General features: G+C 46.7%; 26 protein-coding genes. 12 read left to right on the top strand and 14 right to left on the bottom strand.

The genetic code is table 11. The annotated features are described in order from the left end of the window. Window positions 1-26 precede the first annotated feature (26 nt). From BUB43_RS00625 to BUB43_RS00615, 3 genes are all read left to right on the top strand, one after another. A complete protein-coding gene (locus tag BUB43_RS00625) occupies window positions 27-659 on the top strand; it encodes a YiiX/YebB-like N1pC/P60 family cysteine hydrolase (RefSeq protein WP_073177957.1) in 633 nt (210 codons plus the stop codon). 78 nt (window positions 660-737) lie between these two features. Further along, window positions 738-1,298, top strand: coding sequence for a LemA family protein (locus tag BUB43_RS00620; protein WP_083541101.1), 561 nt, complete (start codon window positions 738-740; stop codon window positions 1,296-1,298). Between the two features lie 21 nt (window positions 1,299-1,319). Further along, entirely contained in the window at window positions 1,320-3,221 is a 1,902-nt protein-coding gene (locus BUB43_RS00615; protein ID WP_073177354.1) for a DUF2207 domain-containing protein, read from the top strand. 3 nt (window positions 3,222-3,224) lie between these two features. Here the strand turns inward: BUB43_RS00615 and murA are convergent, their stop codons facing one another. From murA to BUB43_RS00600, 3 genes are read right to left on the bottom strand one after another with little or no spacing between them, the layout of a single operon-like run. After that, window positions 3,225-4,532 carry a UDP-N-acetylglucosamine 1-carboxyvinyltransferase gene (gene murA, locus BUB43_RS00610; protein WP_073177352.1) on the bottom strand — a complete coding sequence of 436 codons (1,308 nt, stop codon included), beginning with the start codon at window positions 4,530-4,532 and terminating at the stop codon, window positions 3,225-3,227. Then, window positions 4,529-5,167 (bottom strand): DUF4290 domain-containing protein, encoded by a 639-nt coding sequence (locus BUB43_RS00605; protein ID WP_073177349.1) that lies wholly within the window; start codon window positions 5,165-5,167, stop codon window positions 4,529-4,531. The genes murA and BUB43_RS00605 overlap by 4 nt, the downstream gene beginning before the upstream one ends. Before the next feature lie 33 nt (window positions 5,168-5,200). Then, window positions 5,201-6,670: an alpha-amylase gene (locus BUB43_RS00600; protein ID WP_073177346.1), complete on the bottom strand. Its 1,470-nt coding sequence runs from the start codon at window positions 6,668-6,670 to the stop codon at window positions 5,201-5,203. Between the two features lie 160 nt (window positions 6,671-6,830). Between BUB43_RS00600 and BUB43_RS00595 the strand changes: the two genes are divergently transcribed. Beyond that, window positions 6,831-7,742 (top strand): T9SS-dependent choice-of-anchor J family protein, encoded by a 912-nt coding sequence (locus BUB43_RS00595; RefSeq protein ID WP_073177343.1) that lies wholly within the window; start codon window positions 6,831-6,833, stop codon window positions 7,740-7,742. 56 nt (window positions 7,743-7,798) lie between these two features. Here BUB43_RS00595 and BUB43_RS00590 read toward each other — a convergent pair whose 3' ends face one another. The 3 genes from BUB43_RS00590 to BUB43_RS00580 all read right to left on the bottom strand — a co-directional run bounded on the left by BUB43_RS00590 (window position 7,799) and on the right by BUB43_RS00580 (window position 10,210). Beyond that, window positions 7,799-8,611, bottom strand: coding sequence for a purine-nucleoside phosphorylase (locus BUB43_RS00590; protein WP_073177341.1), 813 nt, complete (start codon window positions 8,609-8,611; stop codon window positions 7,799-7,801). Further along, on the bottom strand, window positions 8,583-9,620 hold the full coding sequence (lpxK, locus tag BUB43_RS00585; RefSeq protein WP_073177338.1) for a tetraacyldisaccharide 4'-kinase: 1,038 nt from the start codon (window positions 9,618-9,620) through the stop codon (window positions 8,583-8,585). Before lpxK ends, BUB43_RS00590 begins: the two co-directional genes overlap by 29 nt. Before the next feature lie 104 nt (window positions 9,621-9,724). After that, window positions 9,725-10,210, bottom strand: a complete 486-nt coding sequence (locus tag BUB43_RS00580; protein WP_073177335.1) for a DUF4920 domain-containing protein — start codon at window positions 10,208-10,210, stop codon at window positions 9,725-9,727. 93 nt (window positions 10,211-10,303) lie between these two features. Between BUB43_RS00580 and BUB43_RS00575 the strand changes: the two genes are divergently transcribed. After that, on the top strand, window positions 10,304-12,262 hold the full coding sequence (locus BUB43_RS00575) for a heavy metal translocating P-type ATPase (protein WP_073177332.1): 1,959 nt from the start codon (window positions 10,304-10,306) through the stop codon (window positions 12,260-12,262). Window positions 12,263-12,308: 46 nt separating this feature from the next. On the opposite strand, the gene BUB43_RS00570 is transcribed toward BUB43_RS00575, so the two are convergent. Continuing rightward, complete coding sequence (locus BUB43_RS00570) at window positions 12,309-14,045, bottom strand: ABC transporter ATP-binding protein (protein ID WP_073177329.1); 1,737 nt, start codon at window positions 14,043-14,045, stop codon at window positions 12,309-12,311. A gap of 2 nt (window positions 14,046-14,047) precedes the next feature. Further along, window positions 14,048-14,782 (bottom strand): tRNA pseudouridine(38-40) synthase TruA, encoded by a 735-nt coding sequence (gene truA / locus BUB43_RS00565; protein WP_073177326.1) that lies wholly within the window; start codon window positions 14,780-14,782, stop codon window positions 14,048-14,050. 32 nt (window positions 14,783-14,814) lie between these two features. On the opposite strand from truA, the gene BUB43_RS00560 reads away from it, so the two are divergent. Genes BUB43_RS00560 through BUB43_RS00545 form a run of 4 tightly spaced genes read left to right on the top strand, consistent with a single transcriptional unit; the run spans window position 14,815 to window position 17,178 of the window. After that, window positions 14,815-15,324 (top strand): metallophosphoesterase family protein, encoded by a 510-nt coding sequence (locus BUB43_RS00560; RefSeq protein WP_073177324.1) that lies wholly within the window; start codon window positions 14,815-14,817, stop codon window positions 15,322-15,324. A gap of 20 nt (window positions 15,325-15,344) precedes the next feature. Then, the gene (locus BUB43_RS00555; protein WP_073177321.1) at window positions 15,345-15,839 is read left to right on the top strand and encodes a Smr/MutS family protein; all 495 of its coding nucleotides are present in this window, start codon (window positions 15,345-15,347) and stop codon (window positions 15,837-15,839) included. Between the two features lie 23 nt (window positions 15,840-15,862). Further along, window positions 15,863-16,579: a DUF3822 family protein gene (locus BUB43_RS00550; protein WP_073177319.1), complete on the top strand. Its 717-nt coding sequence runs from the start codon at window positions 15,863-15,865 to the stop codon at window positions 16,577-16,579. Beyond that, window positions 16,579-17,178: an RsmD family RNA methyltransferase gene (locus BUB43_RS00545; protein WP_073177317.1), complete on the top strand. Its 600-nt coding sequence runs from the start codon at window positions 16,579-16,581 to the stop codon at window positions 17,176-17,178. Before BUB43_RS00550 ends, BUB43_RS00545 begins: the two co-directional genes overlap by 1 nt. Here BUB43_RS00545 and murI read toward each other — a convergent pair. The 4 genes from murI to BUB43_RS00525 all read right to left on the bottom strand — a co-directional run bounded on the left by murI (window position 17,164) and on the right by BUB43_RS00525 (window position 21,607). Further along, on the bottom strand, window positions 17,164-17,991 hold the full coding sequence (gene murI, locus BUB43_RS00540; RefSeq protein ID WP_073177953.1) for a glutamate racemase: 828 nt from the start codon (window positions 17,989-17,991) through the stop codon (window positions 17,164-17,166). The genes BUB43_RS00545 and murI overlap by 15 nt on opposite strands. A 198-nt stretch (window positions 17,992-18,189) precedes the next feature. After that, window positions 18,190-19,320, bottom strand: a complete 1,131-nt coding sequence (gene hemW, locus BUB43_RS00535; protein WP_073177314.1) for a radical SAM family heme chaperone HemW — start codon at window positions 19,318-19,320, stop codon at window positions 18,190-18,192. Continuing rightward, a complete protein-coding gene (locus BUB43_RS00530) occupies window positions 19,320-20,384 on the bottom strand; it encodes an RluA family pseudouridine synthase (RefSeq protein WP_073177311.1) in 1,065 nt (354 codons plus the stop codon). Before BUB43_RS00530 ends, hemW begins: the two co-directional genes overlap by 1 nt. 47 nt (window positions 20,385-20,431) lie before the next feature. Then, complete coding sequence (locus BUB43_RS00525) at window positions 20,432-21,607, bottom strand: PASTA domain-containing protein (RefSeq protein ID WP_073177308.1); 1,176 nt, start codon at window positions 21,605-21,607, stop codon at window positions 20,432-20,434. 138 nt (window positions 21,608-21,745) lie between these two features. Between BUB43_RS00525 and BUB43_RS00520 the strand changes: the two genes are divergently transcribed. From BUB43_RS00520 to BUB43_RS00510, 3 genes are read left to right on the top strand one after another with little or no spacing between them, the layout of a single operon-like run. Beyond that, a complete protein-coding gene (locus BUB43_RS00520) occupies window positions 21,746-22,741 on the top strand; it encodes a D-alanine--D-alanine ligase (RefSeq protein ID WP_073177305.1) in 996 nt (331 codons plus the stop codon). A 2-nt stretch (window positions 22,742-22,743) separates the two neighbouring features. Then, window positions 22,744-23,202: a pantetheine-phosphate adenylyltransferase gene (gene coaD, locus BUB43_RS00515; RefSeq protein WP_073177303.1), complete on the top strand. Its 459-nt coding sequence runs from the start codon at window positions 22,744-22,746 to the stop codon at window positions 23,200-23,202. A gap of 46 nt (window positions 23,203-23,248) precedes the next feature. Then, window positions 23,249-23,905, top strand: coding sequence for a trimeric intracellular cation channel family protein (locus tag BUB43_RS00510; protein ID WP_073177300.1), 657 nt, complete (start codon window positions 23,249-23,251; stop codon window positions 23,903-23,905). Between the two features lie 18 nt (window positions 23,906-23,923). On the opposite strand, the gene BUB43_RS00505 is transcribed toward BUB43_RS00510, so the two are convergent. Both BUB43_RS00505 and BUB43_RS00500 read right to left on the bottom strand, forming a co-directional pair. Continuing rightward, window positions 23,924-24,493, bottom strand: a complete 570-nt coding sequence (locus BUB43_RS00505) for a hypothetical protein (RefSeq protein ID WP_073177297.1) — start codon at window positions 24,491-24,493, stop codon at window positions 23,924-23,926. 90 nt (window positions 24,494-24,583) lie between these two features. Continuing rightward, window positions 24,584-25,078, bottom strand: coding sequence for a dihydrofolate reductase (locus tag BUB43_RS00500; RefSeq protein ID WP_073177295.1), 495 nt, complete (start codon window positions 25,076-25,078; stop codon window positions 24,584-24,586). Window positions 25,079-25,135: the final 57 nt, after the last annotated feature.

Below are 25,135 nucleotides of genomic sequence, written 5' to 3'. Positions count from 1 at the left end.
CCCATTTTTACACTATGAAAATAAGAATGAAAAAATTACTCTGCCTCGTGCTTTTTTTAATCCTGCTCCACAGCTGCGCCTCGGGAAAATTCCGCGGTCTAAAAAACGGAGATTTAATTTTTGTAACGGCAAATGCGGAAAACCTTTCCGGCGCGATAAGCCGCGTGACCAAAACCGGCGCGAAATTCTCCTACGACCATCTGGGCCTAATTGAGAAAAGCGGCAGGGAATACTTCGTGTACCACGCTGCGCCGAAAGGGGGCTCGCAAAGGCAGCCGCTGAAAGATTTTGTAGATGAGGCGGGAAAAGAGCGGCAGCAGCTTGTAATTTACCGCCTGAAACCGCAATACCAGCACGCGATACCGCAGGCTTTGGAAAATGCAAAGGCGATGCTTGGCAAGCCCTACAACTTCAGCTATGTTCTGAACGAGGAATCCTACTACTGCTCGGATTTTGTGGAAAGGGCCTTCCGCGGAAACGGGATTTTCGAGCTTCAGCCGATGACCTTCATCAACCCAAAAACTGGAAAAACAGACGATTACTGGAAAAAATTCTACGACAGGCTGGGCATCCCCGTTCCGGAAGGGGAGCCGGGCTGCAACCCGAACGGTATGGCAAATTCTGAGAAGATATTTTTTGTGCGTGTGCTGGAGTTTTGATTGGCTTCAAAAAATTAATTTTCAATTAACAGCACTTCATTTCAAAAAATATTTATCTTTAGCGAAAATTATAAAGCTATGATTATTACTGTTTTAGGCGTGTTCCTCCTCCTCATTCTTCTATTGGCTTTCTACGGAATTGCTATTTACAATAAGCTGGTGAGGCTTCGCAATATGGTGCGCGAAGGCTTCAGCAGTATCGATGTGATGCTGAAAAAACGCCACGACCTGATACCGAACCTTGTGGAAACAGTGAAGGGCTACGCGACGCACGAAAGAGCGACGCTGGACAGCGTGACGCAGGCAAGAGCGAAAGCGATGGGTGCCAATACGATGCAGGAAAAAGAGGCGGCGGAAACCGAGCTGAGCAATGCGATGATGCGCCTGAACGCAGTGGCGGAACAATATCCAAATCTGAAGGCTGATGCGAACTTCCGCGAACTTCAGGGCGAACTTTCCAATCTGGAAGGTGATATCGAGAAAGCGAGAAGGTATTATAACGGTACGGTGCGCGATTACAACATCACTGTGGAATCTTTCCCGAGCAGCATTGTTGCAAATATGGGCAACTTCCAAAAGGAGCAGTTCTTCGAGCTGGAGAATACGGCGGAAAGAGCAACGCCGAAAGTTCAGTTTTAAGTTTTCTTCAGATTTCCCGTAATGAAGGCGGTGCTCAGATTTCTTTGCCTGATGCTGTGTTTTCAGGCGTTCGGTCAGGATTACAGCGGCCGTGACAGCGCTAAGTCACGCTATGGTGAGCGCATTTTGCGTTACGAGGTGGATGTGGATATCGACCGAAACGGCCTGGCTACCATCACCGAAAAAATAAAGGTGAAATCGGAAGGCGATGCCATCGAGCACGGTATTTTCCGGACTTTTCCGCCGTTTAAGGAAGCCAAAGGTCAGCACCGTCCGCCGAATTTCAATCTGATTTCTGTGAAAAAAGATGGTGCCACAGAATCTTACCATACGGAGTTTGAGGACGGCAACAGGGTTGTTTACATTGGCAGCAAAAGCGTGTATCTTACTCGTGGAATTTACGAGTATGAGCTGAAATACACCATTACCAATCAGGTGGGTTTCTTCGATGATTTCGATGAATTTTACTGGAATGCCACCGGTGATAAATGGCAGTTTCCGATAGATTTTGCGAAAACCACCCTGCATCTTCCGGAAGGTGTGGAAATTTTGCAAAACGCCTGCTATACAGGCAGATACGGCAGTAATGCGCAAAACTGTACCTCGAGGAAAATCGGCGAAAATTCAATTTCCTGGCAGGCTCTGAATCTTGGCGCCAGAGAAGGTTTGACTGTAGCTGCAGGCTTTACCAAAGGGCAGGTTCAGCCGCCGCCTCCACCTACTTTTTTCGAGAAATACGGCGTTCCTATTCTGCTGCTGCTCACTTTGGGCGCGCTCTCGCTCTACTACATTTTTACTTGGCTAAAATACGGCAAGGATCCGCAGAAACCAACGGTTTATCCGCAGTTCAATCCGCCCAATAATTTTTCGCCTGCTACAATGGGCTATATTGATGACGGCAAACTGAGCAAGGATTTGCTTTCTGCTGCCATCGTAAGCCTTGCCACGAAAGGTTTTATTAAAATTGAAGAAAGCGGGAAATCGGGATTTTTCAGTCGGAAAAGTTTTACATTAAAAAAAATAAAAAACGATGACGACAGCCTGCCTGCCGAAGAAACTCTGCTGATGAACAGGTTTTTCTCCAAAGGTGATACGCTGACAATCGACGGCAGCTACGATAGCAAAATCGAGAGCATCGTGAAGGATTTCCACTCAAGCCTGAAAACTCAGCATCAAAAATTTTTGGATGAGGGCAATAATCGTAATTTCCTGATTTTGCCCATCATCATCACCATAGTGGTTTACGGCATTGCGATGGCAATTCTTGGTACAATTTACGGTTTTGAATCAGTGCTCGGAAACTTTGGGGTGGTTTTCGTGCAGGTAATTTTCGTGGTGGTATTTTGGTTATTTTTCAAAAACAGAAAAGGAAGTTTTATTGGAATTGTGACCATCCTGATTTTTGGATCGGTGGGTGCTGTCGGAACTCTGGTTTCGCTTTTCATGGATAAAAATATGCTGCCAGTCAATATTTTCTCAATACTTTCGATGATAATGATAGCCATTTACTCTTGGCTTATCAAGCGGCCATCTGAGCAGAAACTGGAGGCACGCTCGCTCATCAATGGATTCAGGATGTATATGGGTGCGGCGGAAAATCAGCTTCTGCAGTTCCACAATCCGCCACAAATGACGCCGGAAGTTTTTGAGAAACTTCTGCCGTATGCAATGGTTTTGGGCGTGGATAAAATCTGGGGGCAAAAGTTTGAAAATATGCTGGTGCGCAGCGCCACGAGCTATGAAAGCGACTGGTATGTCAGCCCGAATACTTTCAGCGCAAGTAGCTTTGGCAACACGCTGAATTCTTCGCTGGCCAACACGCTGAGCTCTGCTTCTACACAGCCTTCATCCTCTTCTTCTGGTAGCAGCGGCGGCGGGTTTTCCGGCGGCGGTGGCGGTGGCGGTGGCGGCGGCGGCTGGTAATGCTTAAACCCGCTCAATCTTCGCGCCAATCGCTTTCAGCCTGCCATCAATATTTTCGTAGCCGCGGTCTATCTGCTCAATGTTGTAAATCGTGGAAGTGCCTTCCGCAGAAAGCGCCGCAATCAGCAGGGCGTTTCCAGCACGGATATCCGGCGAAGTCATAGTAGTGGCGCGAAGCGGCGATTCGTGGTTGAGCCCTACCACTGTAGCTCTGTGCGGATCGCAAAGAATAATCTGCGCACCCATATCGATCAGCTTATCCACGAAAAACAGGCGGCTTTCAAACATTTTTTGGTGAATTAAAACCGTGCCTTTCGCCTGCGTAGCCACTACCAAAACTATCGACAGCAAATCCGGCGTGAAGCCTGGCCACGGCGCATCCGCAATGCTGAGGATGGAGCCGTCGATAAATTTGTGAATCCTATAATTTTCCTGGCTTGGAATGAAAATATCATCGCCCGATTTTTCCAGCTGAATGCCTAATTTTCTGAAGGTGGCAGGGATGATGCCCAGGTTTTCCCAGCTAACATCCTTAATCGTAAGTTCCGATTTCGTCATAGCTGCCAGCCCAATCCACGAGCCTATTTCCACCATATCGGGCAGCATCGTATGCTCTGTTCCGCTCAGTTCAGAAACCCCTTCAATCGTCAGAAGATTGGAACCGATGCCGGAAATTTTCGCGCCCATTCTGTTCAGCATTTTGCAAAGCTGCTGTAAATATGGTTCGCAAGCCGCATTGTAAATTTGCGTGGTACCCTTCGCCAAAACCGCTGCCATCAGGATGTTCGCAGTTCCTGTGACGGAAGCTTCTTCCAGCAAAATAAATTTACCGTGCAGCTCTTTGGCTTTCACGGAGTAGATGTGAGATTTTTCATCAAAATTAAATTCCGCGCCCAAATCCGCAAAGCCCTGAAAGTGCGTATCCAGCCGCCTTCTGCCGATTTTATCGCCGCCTGGCGTAGGCATATAGGCCTCGCCGAAACGCGCTAAAAGCGGACCGAGCAGCATTACCGAACCGCGCAGTTTCGCACCTTCCTTCCGGAATTCTTCGGATTTGATGTAATCCAGATTAATGTTTTTCGCACAGAAAGTGAAATCGCCCTTGCCGTTTCTGCGCACTGCCACACCCAGATCGCTCAGTATGTCGATGAGCCGGTTCACATCGTGTATGTCCGGAATGTTCTGGATGCGCACCTCTTCATCAGTCAGCAGAACTGCGCACAAAATTTGCAGCGCTTCGTTTTTCGCGCCCTGTGGTATTATTTCGCCCTGCAGCCTTTGGCCGCCCTTTATGCGGAACGCCGTGCTCATCCGTTGTTGCGGTTTTTATTTGGGTTAAAGTTGCGCCGCCTATTCTGCGGATTATTTTGATTTTTCCTGTTGTTGCGGTTTTGGCTGTGGTAAATTTTGCTTTTATCCAAAGTCTCAATGCCGTCCAAATCCAGGCGGTTGCCAGAAAGGTCTTTCAGGTGCCGGAAAATCACCTCATCCGTTACATGCTCTTTGTTGTAGATGTTGTAAGATTTCTTCATATTATTGGCAATCACCTGTATCAGCGCTTCCTTCTCTTCGCCGTTTTCTAGCGCAATTGCCTTGTCAATCAGCTGCCCGATGCTTTTGCCGTAAAATTTATACTCGCCTTCCAGCTTAGGATATTCCATTCTTTTCGGCTTTTCCAGCAGCTGCTCTTTCGATGGCGCAGGGTAGGGGGCATCCACATCCAAATCATAATCTGCCAGGATGAAAAGGTGGTCCCAAAGCTTGTGGCGGTAGTTCTCCTCATCACGAAGTTGCGGGTTTCTCTGCCCGAGAAATTCCACGATGCCTTCCGCCATTTCGTTGCGCTCTTCCTTTGTAGGCAGCTGCTTCAGCCGTTCCACAAGTTCCTGAACGGTTCTGCCGTATTCCGGGAGGCGAAGCGCATTTCGCGAAGTATTGTATTCCATATTTGCAAAGATAATAATTGAGAATTTTGCAAATTATTCCGGAATCCACACGCTCACATTTCCTGCGGGCACAGGGAAATTCGCCCAGCCATTTTCATCGATGGTAATTTTTTCCTGAAACCTTCCCAGCCTGTCGAAAAACTTTTGCCCGGCATACTGCGCACCCATTTCCATCGGCTTTGCATACTCCTCCTTATTGCTGAGCACCACTGCACAGCCTTTGTGGTAGCCATCGCCTGTACGCACCCAGCCAAGGCAGTTGGCATCCTCGAAATAATCTCTCTGCTCTCCGTAGGCATTTTCCTTGCGGGCTTTTATCAGCTCCTCTATGCCGTCCACCTTGTTCAGAAATATCTCGTATTCACCGCCGTCGCTTCCGTGGTCTTTGTAATTGGCACCGAACAAATCCGGTTCAAAAATACACGGATAGCCATCCTTCCGAAGTAGAATTATCGCGTAGGCTATCGGCTTGAACCAGTGTTCCACCGGTGCTTCCAATTGTTGTAGTGGCTGGGTATCGTGGTTATCCACCAAGGTTACGGCTAAGTCTGGCCTTGCCTGAACCAAAGTTTCGTCGAAGATTTTCCGCAAATCATAATCGCTGCCCTTGTTGGAAGCAATGTGGAAATTGTGTTGCAGGGATGAATCGAAGAGGCTCATACAGCCTTCTGTAGCATCAATGTATTTCAGGAGAAGCTCCACCAATCCTGGTGCCCAATATTCGCCCACTGCAAAGATGTCCTTGCCTGTGTTGGCGCGCAAAAGCGTGAGCCATTCCTTGTAGAAATCCGGCGAAATGTGCTTCACGGCATCCAGCCTCACACCATCAAAATGGATTTGAGATTCGTACCATTCCGCCCATTTGTTCAGCTCTTCCCGAACGAAAGGGTTGCGGTGCTCAATGTCATTGTACATCAGGAAATCGTAGTTGCCCAGCTCATCATCTATCACATCTTCCCAGCCTTCGCCATGATCGTGGATGATTCGGTAGATGCCGCCCTCCCTGCCTTCCGCAAAATCCACACCGGTAAAGCAGTTGAAATTCCATTGAAAATCAGAATACTTTTCGCCGCGCGGAAAATTGAATTTCGTGTAAGATTCAATCTCGATAACCTGCGACACATCCAGGTTGCGGTTGTTCTCGTCCACCTGTACCACGCGGAATTTTTCCTTTTCATCTCCTCCAGCCTTATGGTTCAGCACGATGTCGGCAATTACTGATATGTTGTTTTTCTGCAAGGTTTTGCAGGCGTTCAGGTACTGATCCTTTGTGCCGTATTTGGTGGGTATTGTTCCCTTCTGGTCAAATTCGCCCAAATCATAAAGGTCGTACGGATCGTAGCCCACGGAAAAACCGCCGCCAGCAGCCTTGTAAGCCGGCGGAAGCCAGGCCGCCGTAATTCCCAGTTTGGAAAGGTAGGGCGCCTTTCCTGCAATATCATCATAAAAAGTGCTGTCACCAGGTGTGTACCAGTGGAATGCCTGCAGCATTGTTCCGTTCATAAACGCTTGTTTGATGTCGCCAAATTTAGTAAAATTTCCTTTGGTGGAATTTTTTAATTTTTAGGTAAATTTCCTTTCGGAATAAAATTTTTTGAAATAAAGTTGCACTTCTTTGGAAAAAAACTTTTAATTTTACCATTCAAACTAAAACTTAACGATTATGAAAAAAAATTTATTGGCTGCCGCAATGTTAGTATTCGGCGCGAAAGCTACCGCACAGGTTACGCTTTTTGAAGATAATGTGGAAGGCCACGAGGATTTCATCATTGCCAACATCGGCAAATATACGCTGATTGATAATGACAAGATGAACACCTATTACGGCGGCGTTGACAATAATACGGCCAGCTGGCCGAATGTTGGCAAGCCGATGGTAGCGCAGGTTTTCAACCCGAATATTGCCGGCGTTGTGAATGGTCACGGTAACGAGCAATCTAACTTTGATCCGCATAGCGGCGATAAGTATTTCGCATTTTGGGGAGGCGTTCCGCAGCCTGCTGCCGGAGTTCTGAAGAATGATGACTGGTTGGTTCTTCCGAAAATCACGCTTGGCACTGGCAACAAGTTTTCTTTCTGGGTGAAGTCTCTGGCTTCGGATTTCGGTTTGGAAAAATACCGCGTCGCGATTATGGATGGCAGCGGCGCTGCGCCTACTACCTCCAAAGGTTTCGTGGCAGTTGGCGGAACGCGCCAGGCACCTACAACCTGGACGGAAGTAACGGTGGATATCCCTGCAACCTACGATGAGAAGCCGGTTTACCTTGCTATCAACTATATCTCTGCCGATGTTTATATGATGCTGGTAGATGATTTGAAGGTGACTACCCAGACGCTAGGAACTTCTGAAACCGGAAAGGCGAAGGCTGCGGTTTACCCAAATCCATCCAAAGGCCTTTTCACAGTGAAGTCTGATAAGAAGGTGCTTTCCACGGAAGTTTATTCTGTTGACGGAAAACTTGTGAAAACCGCGGCAGAGAATGTGGACATCACGGCAAGCCCTAAAGGCGTTTACATCCTGAAAGTGAAATATGCCGACGGAACCACCGAATCAAAACAGGTGATTAAAAACTAATTTAATCTCACAACAAAAAAACTCTCGCCGATTGAAATTTCAGTCGGCGAGTTTTTTTAGCTCTTTCTCAGCAGGCCTTTTACCAGCTTGATAACATTTGGCATCGCTTTATCTGCCGCTGCAAGTACCTCTTCGTGCGATACGGCGAACGCAATTTCCGGCCCGCCCAAATCCGTAATTATCGAAATCCCGAAAACATCTATCCCCTGATGTTTCGCCACGATAACTTCCGGAACGGTGCTCATTCCCACCGCATCGCCGCCAATTGCCCGCACCATACCGTATTCCGCAGGCGTTTCAAATGTGGGGCCTTGCAGCGCCACATACACGCCTTCCTTCGCATCTATGCCTTCTTCCGCCGCCACTTCCTTCGCCAGCGCAATCATCCTCCGGCTGTACGGCTCACTCATATCCACAAAGCGCGGCCCAAGCTCATCCAGGTTTTTTCCGCGCAAAGGATGCTCCGGCATCATATTGATGTGGTCTTTGATGATCATAATATCCGCCACCTGGAAATCCGGATGAACGCCGCCAGAAGCATTGGAAACGATGAGATTTTTGATGCCCAGCAAATGAAAAACGCGGAACGGAAAAGTGATGGTCTGCATATCGTGCCCTTCGTAATAGTGGAACCTTCCGCTCATCATCAGCACCTTTTTCCCTTCCAGCCTTCCGTAGATTAATTTCCCGGAATGCCCTGCCACCGTAGTTTGCGGGAAGTTCGGTATGTCGATGTATTTCAGGGTTTTAATGGCTTCTACCTCATTTTTCAGGGCGCCAAGCCCAGAGCCAAGAACGATGGCAAAATCTGGTGTTTCGCCGATTTCGTTCAAGATGAAGTCAGAAGTTTCTTTGATTTTTCCGAACATATTCCAAAATTATTTTTTTAAATTCAGGCTCGCGGTCAATGTTTACATTAATAGGCCAAAAATACACCAAATCCCTGATCTGGTCGTAGGTTTTCAGCCTTACATAGTCCTTTTCCGTGGTCAGGATCAGTTTGTAATCCCCGAGGCGGCGGTATTCTTCAAAAATTTTTTTTATGTCCTCCTCTGTGAAATCGTGGTGATCGCGGAATTTGAGGTGTTTTACCTTTTTTGCAAATTTTTCCAGATGCCGCAGGAGGGGTTTCGGGTTGGCGATGCCGGTAATCAGAAGGATGTCGTAGTAGGCTAAATTATTGTCTGGAAGGCTTTTGGTTTTAGAATAAATATTTTCATCATAATCGATTGACGAAAAAAAGATCTGCTGATGCGGCTGGGGGGCTATCTTTGAGATGAATTCCTGCTTCACCTCTTCCGTAAGCCCGGCGGGGCATTTGGAGACCATAATGATATCCGCCCGCTTCGCGCCGCGGCGGCTTTCGCGGAGATTTCCTGCCGGCAGAAGGTGGTCATTGAAATAAGGATCGCTGAAATCCGTCATCATAATGGTGAAGCCAGGCCGCAGGGCGCGGTGCTGCATTGCATCGTCCAGGATCAGCACATCCAAGTCCATATCCTCGATGATTTTTTTTGCGCCGGGCACCCGCTTTTCCGACACTCCGATCACGAATCGGTTTTTAAAACGCTCGAATAGCTGCATTGCCTCATCGCCTACAGTTTTGTAAGTACTCTCGTAGTTGGTGATGCCATATCCTTTCGTGATTCTCCCATAGCCACGGGATAGCACGCCCGTGCGGCAGTATCCGGAGAGCAGCTCGGCCAGGTACATTACCATTGGGGACTTCCCGGAACCGCCCACCGTAATGTTCCCCACGCAGATGACCGGCGTGCCGAACCGTGTTGATTTCAGCACTCCGGCATCGTAAAGAAAATTCCTGATGCCCGTCGCCAGTCCGTAGAGAACGGCAAACGGGGCAAGGTACCACCGCTTCATATCCTGCAAAAATACGGCTTTAAGGCCAAGAAATGAAATAGATTTTCAACAAAAAACGGCATTCCTTTTCGGGAAAGCCGCCAAGATTTTTTTCGCCAAGATTTTTACGAAACCACCTTAATGCCCCTAGCCAAAACGCGGATTTCTTTCTTCGGCTTCGTGATTTTCGCAATTTCTTCCGCGCTTTTCTTCGCATCTTTCGCATAGTGCCTCAGCTCATCCACGCTCGTTTCCTTGCGCTCCGCATCAGCAGTCATCAGCACCGTTTTCCCGATGATGGATTGTGGCAGGAAAAATGCGTAGTCCTTCATCTTCACGAAAACTGTTTCGCCGCCATCGTTTTTCAGCGTCAGCCAGCAGCCTTTCTTTTCGCAAACCGCCGTCACTTTCGCTTTCAGCACAATGTTTTCCAGCTTGTCTTTTTCGCTCAGCTCCTTCGCAAGTTGCGCAGTATCATACACATTGAAAACTTCCGCATCCGAAACGCCGGCACCATATTGCTGCCCGATTACGGCTTCGGGAATTTCGCTTTTCTGAGCGAATAGCAGTGCAGAAGTTGCAAAAGCCAAAGTGGCAAGAATTTTTTTCATTGCAAGATTTTATCCAGCAAATTTAAACTTTTTTCTGATTTATTTGTTCGGAATTGAAATGTACCTAATATTCTTAAATTTGCAAAAAAATCTGTGGCGCTCCATAATCATCACGATGCTTCCTGCACCTGTTCGCACGGGCATTCTCACGAACATTCCCATGATCACGAACATTCCCACGATTCGGATGGGCAGCCTTTGTGGAAGCTATTTCTGCCAAGCATTATTTCTTTTTTACTTTTAATGCTCGGCATTTTTCTCGATCAAAAGTGGATTGTAAATGATTGGTTTTCAGGATGGTATAGGTTGGCGCTATATATTTTGGCTTACATTCCCGTTGGTTTTCCGGTTCTGAAGGAAGCGGCGGCAGGCATTGCGAAAGGCGATATCTTCTCGGAATTTTTCCTGATGGGGATTGCCACCATTGGTGCTTTTGCAATCGGTGAATTTCCAGAAGCTGTGGCAGTGATGCTGTTCTACTCCGTCGGCGAAAATTTTCAGGCGATGGCTGTGAACAGGGCGAGAAAAAACATCAAATCCCTGCTTGATCAAAGGCCGGACGAAGTGACGGTTATTGAAAATCATCAGCCAAAAATCTTGAAGGCCACCGAAGCGAAAATCGGCGAAATCATCCAGCTAAAGCCTGGCGAAAAATTAGCTTTGGATGGCGTATTGCGCTCAGAATCAGCGAGTTTTAATACGGCAGCTTTAACGGGTGAAAGTCTGCCCGACACCAAATCTCAGGGTGATGCAGTTTTTGCCGGGATGATCAACCTTAACAATCTGGCACTTGTCGAAATTTCCGCGGCTTATGAAGATTCCAAGCTGTCGAGAATTTTACAACTCGTTCAGGAAGCCTCTTCACAAAAGGCACCCACCGAATTATTCATCTCCAAATTTGCAAAAATCTACACACCTATCGTCGTTTTTTTGGCAGTAGCCATCTGCCTTTTGCCGTACTTTTTCGCCAGCGATTATGTGTTCAAAGATTGGCTTTACAGAGCACTCGTTTTCCTTGTCATATCGTGTCCGTGCGCTTTGGTCATTTCCATTCCGCTCGGTTATTTCGGCGGAATTGGTGCGGGAAGCCGTAACGGAATTTTGTTCAAAGGCGGCAATTTTCTCGATATTTTGGCAAAGGTGAGAAATGTAGTGGTGGATAAAACCGGCACGATGACGAAGGGCGTTTTTCAGGTGCAAGACGTGAAAATTGCCCATGGTTTTGATGAGCGGGAAATTCTGCAGATGCTGTGCGCAGCGGAAAGCAAGACTACACACCCCATTGCTACGGCAGTTCAACAATTTGTGGGCGAAATTAATCCAGAGATTAAGGTGGAAAATTTGGAGGAAATTCCTGGGCACGGCATTTCTGCGATGATAAACGGTGCGCAGTTTCTCGCCGGAAATTTCAGGCTTTTGGAGAAATTTAATGTTGAATTTAATGCTGAAAATTCTTCCGCCGCACAAACCGTGATTGCTATGGCTTATGCCGGAAAATTCGCCGGAATTATCGCGATTTCGGACGAAATAAAGTCCGATGCCAAAGCTGCAGTTGCCGAGCTGCAAAGGATAGGCGTAAAAACCACGATGCTGAGCGGCGATAAAGTTTCCGTGGTGGAAGAAGTAGCGAAAACCATCGGCATTGCGGATTTCTACGGCGAACTTCTGCCGGAAGACAAGGTGGAAAAGGTTCGCGAAATACAGGCGCAAAATGGCAGCGCGGCTTTTGTGGGCGATGGCGTGAACGATGCACCGGTGATTGCGCTGAGCGATGTGGGCATTGCGATGGGTGGCCTTGGAAGCGATGCCACGATTGAAACCGCTGATGTTGTAATTCAGGATGATAAACCGCTGAAAATTCCATTGGCCATCAAAATCGGGCGGCAAACGAAGCGCATCGTTTGGCAGAATATTTCGCTAGCCTTCGGCGTAAAATTGGTGGTTCTAATTCTCGGCAGTTTTGGTTTGGCAACGATGTGGGAAGCCGTTTTCGCCGATGTAGGCGTCGCGCTTTTAGCGATCTTAAATGCGATGAGGATTATGTATAGGTGAGGCTTAATCGATAAGTGATAGTTGATTAATTATTTCCGATTACCAATCATTCATCACTGCCGCTAATCTGTGATTGATACAGCGTGGCATAGTAGCCGTTTTGCTGCAGAAGTTCGTGGTGGTGCCCTTCTTCAACGATTTTGCCCTTGTCCATCACGATGATTTTATCCGCCTTTTCTATCGTGGAAAGCCGGTGCGCAATGATGATGGAGGTGCGGTTTTTCGTGATTTTTTCCGTGGCTTTCTGGATGAGTTTTTCGCTTTCCGTGTCTATGGAAGATGTGGCTTCATCCAAAATCAATATTTTAGGGTTGGATAGGTAGGCCCTGAGAAATGAGAGTAACTGCCTCTGTCCCAATGAGATAGAGGAGCCACGCTCGCTCACCACATAATCGTAAGCGTTGGGAAGCTGCTCGATGAATTCATCCACTTCAATTTCCTGCGCCGCTTTCTTCATCCGCTCTAAATTCACGGTTTCATCGCCGAAAGATAGGTTCTGAAAAATGCTGCCGTGAAACAGGAAAACATCCTGCAGTACCACGCCGATTTGGCTTCGCAAATTGTAAAGTTCGTAATCCTGAACATCCACATCATCAATCAAGATTTGCCCGGAATTAATGTCGTAAAGCCGCGTTATCAGGCTGATGATGGTGGATTTTCCGGCACCTGTAGCACCTACAATCGCCACGGTTTCGCCGGGATTTACTGTGAAGGAAACGCCCTTCAGCACCTCTTGCTTTTCATCGTAAGAAAAACGAACATTGCGGAATTCTATCTTTCCCTGAATATCATCCTTCACGATTGTTCCGGCGTTCGGCATTGCTAGTTCCTGGTCCATCAGCCCTAAAACCCTTTCTGCGCCCACGATTCCGCGCTGGATATTGTTGAATCTGTCGGCAATTTGTCTCAGCGGCCGTATTAGCATGTTTATGTACTGGATGAATGCGATGACGATGCCTGCGGAAATCGTGATGTAGCCGCCGTAAAAAAGCACGGTGCCGATGAATAGGGACGAAATCAAATCTACCACCGGGAAGAATAGTGAGAAAATGAATACGGTGCGCAGCAGTGCGTCCTTGAGCTGAAGGTTGATCTCATCAAATTTTTTAAACTCCGCCTCCTGCCGGTTGAACACTTGTATGATCTGCATACCCTGCAGCCGCTCCTGCACGAAGGAGTTCTGGATGGCCGTCCAGCTGCGCTCATCGCCGAAAGCCTTTTTTAGTTTTTTCTGAAAAATTCTGGTTATCAGCACCATTAGCGGCAGTATCATCAGGGAGATGAGGCTGAGGTGGGTGTTGGTCTGAAACATCATAATGAGCACAAACACGATGCGCAGAATATCGCCAAATACCATCAGGAAACCGTCGGTGTATACTGTCGCTATAGTTTCTACATCGCCCACAGCGCGTGTCACTAATTGCCCGATGGGAGTTTTGTCAAAAAAAGAGGTGCGGAAGTAAATTATTTTCTGGTAAAGCCTCTCACGGATGTCGCGGATTACATTCTGGGAGATGAAATTTGAGAAATAAACAAGGAAGAAATTCAGGAAGGTTTCAGCGAAAACAAGAGCGATGAGCCAGCCTATGTGCTTCATCATCAAGGATTTGTCCTGAAGATTGGTGATGTCATTGTCCACCACCTGCATCGTGAGGTACGGGCGGTAGGTGGAGACCACAGAAAGCAGAACGGAAATGATGAGGGCCAGGATAAACCAGCTGCGGAACTTCATCCCGATTCTGAAGAGCCTCCTTATGATCTGCCAGGTATTCTGCTGCTCCATTTTTATTCAAAATTGTAGCCCACATCCACCAGGAAAAGTCCGTGTGCTGGCGCAGAACTTCCTGCTGATGAGCGGTTTTTATCCTCTATAATTTGGTGTAAATCAGCGGGTTGCAGTTTTCCCTTGCCGATTTCCACCATCGTTCCCACTATGGCGCGCACCATGTTTCTAAGAAATCTGTCGGCAGAGATCGTGAAAAGAAATTCACTGCCGTTCTGTTTCCATTCTGCATTATAGATTTTGCAAAAAGTGGTCTTGTTATCTCCACCTGTTTTTGAAAAACTCTCGAAATCTTCGTATTCTTTCAGGATTTCGCAAGCTTCGTTCATTTTTGTTAAATCTAAATTTCCTTTCGGAATTTGCCAGGCGAAATCTTGCGTGAACGGATTTTTTGCCGGTGAAATATGGTATTCATAAGTTCGGAAAGTGGCGTCAAATCTTGCGTGAAGGTTTTCTTTCACCGGAAAAATTCTTCGCACTGCAATATCGGGCGGAAGAAAGCTGTTGAGCTTATCGGCTAAATTTTCCTCGAGATTTTGCGCCGTATCAAAATGCGCAAAAGCCTTTTTGGCGTGAACACCAGTATCCGTTCTGCCAGCACCCGTCGTTTTGATTTTTTCGCGAAGTATCGTGGATAAAGCTTTTTCCAAAACCTCTTGAACGCTGATCTCCTTCGGCTGAATCTGGTAGCCGAAGTAATTTTTACCGTTGTAAGAAAACTCGATGAAGTAGCGCAATTTACTAAATTTGCCCTGCAAAAGTAAGGATTTTGAAGAAGATTTTGCTGCTTTCGGACACGCATTCCTACCTTGACGAGCGCATCTTGCATTATGCCGCGGAAGCCGATGAGATATGGCATTGCGGCGATTTTGGCGCTGGCGTTGCGGAAGAATTGCAGAAGCTGAAAACTTTGCGCGGCGCTTTCGGAAACATCGATGGACAGGAAGTTCGTGCGCAGTTTCCAGAAGTTTTGGGCTTCAATTGTGAAGGTTTGGAAGTGCTGATGATTCACATCGGTGGCTATCCCGAAAAATATTCTCCCCTGGCAAAGAAGGAAATCGCGGAACGAAAGCCGAAGCTTTTTATTTCCGGGCACTCGCATATTTTGAAGGTGGGTTTTGATGAGAAGAATCAGCTGCTGCATTTGAATCCTGGTGCTGCCGGAAACATCGGCTGGCACAAGGTTCGCACGATGATGCGCTTCGAAATTGAAGCGGGCGAAGTGAAGAATTTAGAAGTGATTGAATTAGGAAAGCGCGGTGAGGTTTCCGCAAAATAAACGAAGATTTTTTGTCAATAATGAAAATTGGTGACAGTGTTTCGGTTTTGGATGAGAATTTATCTGGAAAGATTTCTTCGGTGAAAGGTGAGCTCGTTTCATTCATCGACGAACACGGCTTTTCGCACGAATTTCCGCAATCGAAATTGGTGTTGCGAAATGCAGGAATTTATGATGGCGTAAAGCCTGAGAAGAAATTTGAAATTTCCAAACCTGTTTCTAAAAAGCACAATAGAAACCATTTCACCATTGATTTGCATTTTGAAAAACTCGTGGAAAATCCCGATAAATACGATAGTTTTGAGCGGTTTTTCATTCAGAAGGAAAAGCTGCTGGAAGCCATAGATTTTTGCAGAGCGCACCGCCAAAAGAAAATGGAAATTATTCACGGTATTGGTGATGGAACGCTGCAACAGCTTGTTATTCAGACACTTGAAGGTATGTCTGGCATCACTTTTCATCACAATGCCGTGCTGAAACATCAGTCTGCTTCCATCATTGTAGAATTTAGCTGATGCATTTTCCGTAAATTTGCCGGATTATGATGCTGAATCTGCTTTTCACGAAGGATGGCCTGCAATACCGCACTTTCAATCAACGGAAAATTCTGGAAGAAAAATCTTTTTTCGCTGATGAGAATAGCCCGCAGAATTTGATTTTCAATGAACTTTCGAAAATATTGAAATCGCAAAAATTTACCGATATTTCTGTGATTTCAGCAATCAATCATTTTACGCTGATGCCAGCAGGTTTCAAAGTGCACGATTCCGGCTTTGATTTAATCGCGCTGAATGCCGATGTACAAAGGGATAGGGAAGAGCTGATGCTTTCTGTGAACCGGAAATATGCGGTGCAGTTTTATTACAGTTTTCCGCTGGGCTTTTATCGGGAAATTAAATCGCTGAATACAAGAACGCACTTTAATTTTTCCGGCGAAAAATTTTTAAATGCGCTGCAAACCAAGGCTGGCAAAGAGATTCATGTTAATCTTTACTACAATCAGTGTGAGTTTTTTGCGTTGGATAAAGGCCGCGTGATTTTGTATAATAACCTGGATGCCAATTCTGAAGTGGATTTTCTTTATTTCGTGATGTTCACGCTTAAAAAACTGAAATTTGAAATTGCCGAAACGAAGTTTTTTTTGTATGGTGAAGTTGCTGAAAATGAGACATTTACGACAGAATTGCAGAAGTTTGCACCAAATGTAAATATTGTGTTTGCAAATTCTTCGGGAAAAAATTTTATGCTAAGCTGATGTTCAGAATCGTCTCAGGCCGCTGGAAAGCGAAACGCATTGCCGCGCCGAAATTTTTTGAAGTTCGCCCGACCACAGATTTTGCAAAGGAAGCACTTTTCAGTATTCTGAACAATCGCTATGAGCTTGATTCTGTGGCAGTTCTGGATTTGTTCGCGGGCATCGGTTCCATTTCGCTTGAGTTTGCTTCCCGCGGAAACGAAGATGTTACAGCGGTGGAAATCAATCCGAAACATACGGCGTTTATTGATGAAATCGCGGCAAAGCTGGATATGCGTTTGCAAATCAATGTGGTGCGTGCCGATGTGTACGATTGGCTAAAAAAAAATAAGGGCAGAAAGCAGTACGAAATTGTTTTTGCGGATCCTCCTTTCAGCGAAACTGACGAGAAAAAATACGAAGAATTAATTGCTATGGTGCTGGATAACAATTACTTACAGGATGATGGGTTGTTTGTCTTAGAGCATCAAAGCCGTTTGAAATTTGAGCATCCTAATCTTTCGGAAACGAGGAAATACGGAAATCTTAGTTTTAGCTTTTTCGTAAAAAATACTGAAGAAAATTCCGAAATTGAAAATTGTGATTCAGAGCGTTTTTAACTCTAAGCTTATATCTTTCCCGAAAAATCTTTTAGCGATTTTCTCAAAATTTTTCGTTAGATCGGAAAGGTAAAATTTGTAGTACGGCGTTTCGTTTTCGTTCAAAAGTTCGTGCTTTTCCAACACCATTTTCAGATGGTTGGCTACGATGTTTGGCGAATCAATCACGCGAACTCTATTGCCGTAAAATTGCTGTATCTCATTGATTAACAATGGATAATGTGTGCAGCCCAATATCAGCGTTTCAATATTTTTCAATTTATTTTGGCTGAGATAGTGATAGATGATGGCGTTGGTTACAGCGTGATTTTTGAAGCCTTCTTCGATTGCCGGCACCAAAAGCGGCGTTGCCAATTCTTCCACCTTGATGAATTTATTGTGCCGGCGAATTGTTTTTCGGTAAAGCCCTGAATTTACGGTGGCCTTCGTCGCAATTACGCCTACATTGCTGTGCAGTTCGTACGCCACTTTTTCGGCGACCGGATTGATGACATCTATGACAGGAACCCTGCCGCCAACCAAATTTTTCACTTCCTGCAAAGCATTGGCAGTCGCTGAATTACAGGCAATTACGATGCATTTACAATTTTGCGATAGCAGAAATTCCGTGATTTGTAGGGAATAATTTATGATGGCTTCCTTCGATTTTTCCCCGTAAGGCAGATGCTTCGTATCGCCGAAATAAATTAGGTTTTCGTTCGGCAGAAGACGCTTGATTTCCTTCGCAATTGTAAGTCCGCCAACACCGCTGTCGAAAATTCCAATCGGCTGATTTCCATCAAGTTGTGAAAAATTTTGCTTTTTTCTCAAAATTTTATTTTTCTCAAATTTCACGATTTTTATTGAATCGATTAGAAATAAAAAAAAATAACACCTCCAAACAGATGTTATTTCCAATTTATTTTCAGCACACCTGGGGGGATTGGTTTGGTCCCGAACCCATGAATTTACTCATAAATCGTTACAACAAAAATACAAAAATTTTCCAAATAAAAAATACCCAACCGATTATTAATCATTCAGGATAAATAAATCTGCAGCAATACCATCCGCAAAAAACCATTTTTCCTGCGGAATTTTCAGGAAATTGTTTTCAATCACCAGTTCATTGCGCAAGATTTTTGTTTCGATTGATTTTGTTAATTCTTCAATAATATCATTGGAAAATTTAGAATGTAATAATTCGAGATTTACGCCTAAACTTGTTCGCAAACCAGTCATCAGAAATTCATTGAGTGCATCAGTTTCTGAAAGCGTTTCGCTTTCGGATGGCAATTTTCCTTCACTGATTTCTTTGATATAAATCGCATTATTGGCAATATTCCAGCTTCGTTTTTTATTTCCGTCAAACGAATGCGCCGAAGGTCCAATTCCTACATAAGGCTTTGATTGCCAATAAGATATATTGTGTTTTGAATAAAATTCAGGCTTTGAAAAATTGGAAATTTCGTAATGCTCAAATCCGTTTTCTTTCAAAAAAGCAGACATAAAATAAAATTCTTCGTTCTGCAAGCTTTCGTTTGGTGATGGAATTTTCCTTTTGCTAATCCAGTTTTCCAGCGCAGTTTTCGGTTCTATTGTAAGCGCATAAGCAGAAATATGCTGAATTTGCAAATCGACAGTTTTTTGCAGATTTTTTTGCCAAATACTAAAATCGGAAATTGGTGAGCCGTAGATTAAATCAATGCTAATGTTTTCAAAACCAACATCTTGCGCCAATTTTATTGAAGTTTCTGCTTCGGTGGAATTATGCGCCCTGTTCATCAGCTTCAAATCCTCATCATAAAAACTTTGCGTTCCAATGGATAGGCGATTTATCCCTAAAGATTTTAATTCGAGCAAAAATTCCCGGCTTAAATCATCAGGATTGGCTTCCAAAGTGATTTCGATATTCTCAGAAAAACTATAATATTTTTGGATTTCGTTGAAAATTTCCTCCAACTCATAAATGCTCAGAAGAGAAGGCGTGCCGCCGCCGAAGTAGAGGCTTTGCAGCGTTTTTTCTGAAAGCTCGTTAAGGCGCATCGTGATTTCCCTGCGCAAAGCCGCTACCATTTCCCCCCTCAGGTTTTGATTGACCGAGAAGTGGAAGTTGCAGTAGCTACACTTCTGCCTGCAGAAGGGGATGTGGATGTAGATCATTATAAATTATTCGCCAGATAATTTCGCCATTTTTCCACGGCACGCTGCATATCTACTGGCATCGGGCTCTCGAAGTACATCGGCCGCCCAGTCACAGGATGTGTGAAGCCAAGGCTGTGGGCGTGCAGTGCGTGGCGTGGCAAGATTTCAAAAACATTGCTGATGAACTGCCTGTATTTCGGCAGGTTCTGCCCGCGCAAAGCCACATTCCCTTCATACCTCTCATCGTTGAAAAGCGTGTGGCCAATGTGCCGGAAATGCGCACGGATCTGATGCGTTCTGCCGGTTTCCAGTTTGCATTCCACCCAGGTCATATAGCGGAATCTTTCCAGAACGCGGTAATGCGTCACGGCGTGCTTTCCGTGGCTGCCGTCCTCATACACTGCCATCTGCATTCGGTTTTTTTCGCTTCTGCCAATATGGCCGGTTATCGTCCCCTCGTCGTTTTCCAGATTACCCCAGGCAAACGCCCAGTACAGCCGCTGCGTTGTGCGGTCGAAAAACTGCCTGGCAAGGTGGCTCAGCGCAAATTCGTTTTTGGCGATCACCAGCAGTCCGGAAGTGTCTTTATCGATGCGGTGCACCAGCCCGATTCTGTCCAAATCCGTATCCAGCCCGATTTGTTCAAAATGGGAGGCCAGCGCATTTACCAAGGTGCCGTCCCAATTTCCGAAACCGGGATGTACCACCATACCTGCAGCCTTGTCCACCACCAGTAAATCATCGTCCTCATAAACGATGTTGAGCGGGATGTTTTGCGGGATGATGACATTTTCTCTCGGCGGCCTTGCCAGGAGCACGGAAATTTCGTCGCCCGGTTTTACGCGGTAGTTTTGTTTTACTGCTTTTCCGTTTACTTTTACATTGCCGGCCCTGCAGGTTTGCGAAATTTTATTCCGGGAAGAATTTTGGCGGAAAATCAGTAGGAATTTATCAATCCGCAAAGGCTCCTGGTTTTTGTCAACCACGATGTTCAGATGCTCGAAAAGTCCATCGTTCTCATCGTAGTTCGAAGGGATTTCCGGCTGAAATTCTTCGGGAAAATGCTCTAATTCTTCGCTCATTTTTTGTTGAAAAAAGCCTTAACATTTCGCTAAGGCTTTCGGTTATTTTATTCCACGATTACTTTCCGAACCTTCGGCTTTTCTTCTGCTGGCGGTTTATTCTCTGCCTTTGGTGCCGGTTTTGCGTTGGCAGGCTTGTCCTCAGTGCTCGCCTTCTTAGGCTTTTCAGATGCTTTGGAAGGTGCAGTTTTAGCAGGTTGTGCAGCGGCAGGTTCAGGCCTATTAGCAGTTGAAGCTTTTGTTTCCTTCTTCGGCTGCGCGGCAGGTTTAGGCTCTTCCCTTCTCGGCTGCTCTACTGGAGGTTTTTCGGGTTTCGGCGCAGGAGTTTCGGCTCGGGGTCTGTCGGCAGGTATCGGCAAAGGCTGCGGGCGGTAGGGCTCCACGGGGATTTCTTCATAGCGGATGGGCGGCAGCGTGGTATCGATTTTTACACGATAAATTTCGTCAAGCTTGCGGATTTCCTCACTCATCTGCGCGGGCGATTTCTTGCTTGCCCAGATATCGATCTGCATACCCTGGTCGCGCAGCTCATTCACCGCCGGATCTTGGTAGTACACGATCTCGCTGTCGCTTCCGGTGCCGTCTTCAAAGGTTACGAGCCCCACCTCGAAAAGATAAGAGGCGATCATTTTCCGCGCCTCGCCTACCGTCATCCCCACCACATTCGGCACTGGCACATTGCGCTTCGGCCCGGTGCCTATCACCACATCCAGCACCGAGAAGCGCGGCACCTGGGTTCCCGGCTTTATATTCGTGCCGTTCATCTCCAGGCGGATTACCGCATCCCGCTGGATATTAGGCTCATAGATGGTATCGCCCACCTTCAGCCCCACCTGCTCCAGCTGGCGGAAGGCGAGGCCTTTGTAGCGGTTCAGTACATCTGGCACCACTACCTTTGCCCAGGTCCTCGGGTTTACTTTTAGCAGGATGTTCCTCCCGTACTTTACGCGCGAGCCGGGTGATGGATACACCTGCAGCACCTGGTAGGGGCGGTATTTGGGATCAAACTGAAAGCTGTCCACCTCGTAATCCAGCCCGGAGTCGTCCAGTGTTTTTATGGCATTCTGCACCGGCATATTCATCACATTCGGCACCGGGACTTCCTTCCCGTGCTGCGTATGGTAATCCAGCCAGCGGAAGGTAAGCCACACAAGGCCGGCAAAGACGCCGAGTGCAAGCACGAAATTCAGCAGAACTCTCCAGTTAAAAAGGGATTTGAGCATAATATTGCCGGAATAATTCGTGCAAAGATAAAAAATAATGTTAATGCCCTGCCGCCCTAAGCCTTACAAATATCACGAGAAAAGCGGCGGTTTAAAATAAATTATATTTAAATTTGCCCCACTGGCTGATGCAGCATTATGACAAAGAAGAATATAGCCGTGGTAATGGGCGGCTACTCCGATGAATACAAGGTTTCCCTGAAAAGCGGGCAGCTGATTTACGATTCCCTCGACCGCGAGCTTTATAATGTGTACAGGGTGGTGATCCTGCAGGATGAGTGGTACTTCCTGGATGATAATGGCAACAGGGCGCCTGTCAGCCGTGAAGATTTTTCCGTGGAGATGCAGAGCGGATACCGGCTGAAGTTTGATGTCTGCTTCAATATCATCCACGGGAGGCCGGGAGAAAACGGCGAGCTGCAGGCATACTGGGACACCATAGGCCAGCGCTACACGGGCTGCGGCTTCTACCAGAGCGCCCTCACTTTTAACAAAAAAGACACCCTCGCCGTGCTGGCGAAGTACGGGATAAAATCTGCGGAGAGCATTTACATAAAAAAAAATGAAGATATTCCGACGGAGGAAATCACAGAGAAACTTGGGCTTCCGCTTTTCGTAAAACCCAACCGCAGCGGCTCCTCCCTCGGCATTTCAAAAGTGAAAACAGCGGAAGAAATTCCCGCCGCGCTGCAGAGAGCATTTGAGGAGGATGAGGAGGTGATCGTGGAGGAATTTCTCGACGGTATGGAGGTCTCCGTAGGCGTTGTGGATTACAGGGGGGAGGTGACGGTGCTTGGCATTACGGAAATAGTCCCGGAAAATGAGTTCTTCGATTATGAAGCGAAATACGAAGGAGCCTCACAGGAGATAACCCCCGCCCGGCTGGATGATGCCGCCCGCCGGAAGGTAGAAGAAGCCGCGCGGCGTGCCTACAAAGCGCTGGGTATGTCCGGCTTTTCCCGCAGCGAGTTTATCCTTGTAAACGGAGAACCATATATGCTGGAGATGAACACCAACCCGGGCTTTTCACCGGCATCCATACTGCCACAGCAGGCGCGCCACTACGGCATTTCGATAAAAGACCTCTGCGGAAACGAGGTAGAGAGAGCGTACCATAAAACCATCAGTAAGTAATAATGAAAATTGCCGTATTCCCGGGCTCGTTTGATCCTATCACGCTCGGCCATCTAGATATCATAGAGCGCGCCGCGCCACTTTTTGACAAGCTGATCATCGCGATAGGGCAGAACAGCCAGAAAAAATATATGTTCCCGCTGGAGAAGCGAAAGGAATTTATTGAGAAAGCCACAGCGCATTTTAAAAATGTTGAGGTAGATTCTTTCGACAATCTCACGGTAGAATACTGCCTTCAGAAAAATGCCGGCTACATCCTCCGCGGCCTGCGCAACCCAGCCGATTTTGAGTTTGAGAAAGCAATAGCCCATACCAACCGAACGCTTGCCCATAAAAAGCTGGAGACCGTGTTCCTCCTTACATCCTCCGGCAAATCCTTCATCAGCAGCAGCATCGTGCGGGAGATCATCAGCCACGGCGGAGAATACGAACTCCTAGTGCCGGAAGTAGTAAGGGTCTAGTTTTAAATGTGGTAAGAGTCTAGTTTTAAATTTAATTTTCTCGGTTGTGAACGATCAGCTCAACCTGGCTATCATCATTCTTGGCACAATATCCTTTGCCATGTCCGGCGCATTTGCGGCTATGCAGCGGCGGCTGGATCCCTTCGGGGTGCTCATCATTGCCTTCGTAACCTCCGTAGGCGGCGGTACCCTGCGCGATATGCTGCTGCGCGTGCCGGTTTTCTGGATGGACGATCTGCTGATCTGCGCCGTAATATTCTTCTCTGCGATTTTTGCAATGATATTTAAATCGGTGGAGCAGAATTTCCAGGTGCCGATGTTTATATTCGATAGCTTCGGGCTCGGGCTTTTCACCATTATCGGTATTCAGAAGGGGCAGATAGCCGGGATGCATCCCATCATCAGCCTGAATCTGGGGATGATAACAGGCGTGGTGGGCGGCGTGGTGCGAGATATGCTGCTAAACCGCATCCCGCTGATTTTCAGGAAGGAAATCTATGCCACGGCGTGCCTTGTGGGGGGCGGCGCCTACCTGCTGCTAAGGGAGTACACGAACATTTCCGATCCGGTAAGCCAGGTTTTTACCATCCTCCTGATTGTCGCCATACGCACCCTGGCGGTAAAGAATCATTGGGAGATGCCCAAATTTTATTTAAACGAAAAATCGCGCAGCAACCCTGAAAAAAACAGTCCCGACCTGTAAGGGGGATGGGGCAATGTATCAGTAATATTTCCCGCGCTGGCGCATATGCGGGTTGTGCATATGCTTCTGCATGGTGGGCATTTTCAGCTGGTCTCTCAGCATTTTAATTTGATCGGTCATCATACCGGCGGAGTCCAGCTTCTTCGCTTCCTCCAGCAGGCGCTGCCCTTCCTGCCTTCTTCCTTTGGAAATTGCCACGGCTGCGAGGTTTAGCGTTGCCATAGCCCTGTCGTGCTTGAAATTCAATCCGTAATCCAGAGCCTTTTTCATATAAGGCTCTACCTTCGCAGGCGTATCCTGCGCAAGAGTTAGCCCGGTGAGGTAATGATAATAGCCGTACTGCGATTTGTGCAGCTGTTTTTTATAATCTTTTATGTTGCCCAGCCACTCGGCGGCTTTCGGCATATTTTGCTTCCTTAGTTGCCAGAAAGCCAGCAGGATGTATTCGTTTTTAAAGTATAGCAGGATCGGGAAGGCGGAAAGCAGGAACACCACGAGGCCCCAGCCGAAGCTGCGCGTAAAAATCATCATATAAAGCCCCGCCAGAATGAGCAGTGCGGCGATGGCCGGTTTTATATTTTTGTTCATAGGTTAGATTTCGTGCAAAGATAGAAAGCAATAATTAAAAGTTTGGTTTTCACGCAAAAGCGCAAAGCGTTATATTTCAAATCGCAGAGATCATTCATCTTTGATTCTTTCCCAACGCTGGAAGCAGTAGCCGTACGCGTGCTTCTCATCCGCAGCGTGGCATTCTTCCGAAACTTTGCGGAACTTAATTTCATCAATTTCAGGGAAAAATACATCCGCCTCCGGCTCGGCATCTATCACCGTGACCTCCAGTGCGTCCGTTAAATCCATCGTCTGCTCAAAAATTTTCCCGCCGCCTATGATGCAGATATCCTCATCAATCTTTTTTGCAAATTTTAAGGCTTCCTTTATCGTTCCCACAATCAGGATGCCTTCCTCAAACCAGCCCTCCCGGGAGGAAAGCACGATATTCGTGCGGTTGGGCAGCGGCTTCCCGATGCTTTCGTAAGTCTTTCGCCCCATAATTACGGGATGCCCGGAGGTGATTTTTTTAAAATGCTTCAGGTCGTTCGGGAGGTGCCAGGGCATGCGGTTTTGAAACCCGATCCCTCGGTTTTTGCCCATCGCAACTACGGCTGTTATCAATTTTTTGAAATTTTTAACAAATTTAGCACATTATTTGTATATTGGCGCTCGCAAATC

Source organism: Cruoricaptor ignavus (assembly GCF_900141665.1).
Taxonomy (GTDB): domain Bacteria; phylum Bacteroidota; class Bacteroidia; order Flavobacteriales; family Weeksellaceae; genus Cruoricaptor; species Cruoricaptor ignavus.
Note: the sequence above shows the minus strand (reverse complement) of the source record. Positions and strands in the feature narration are given on the sequence as shown.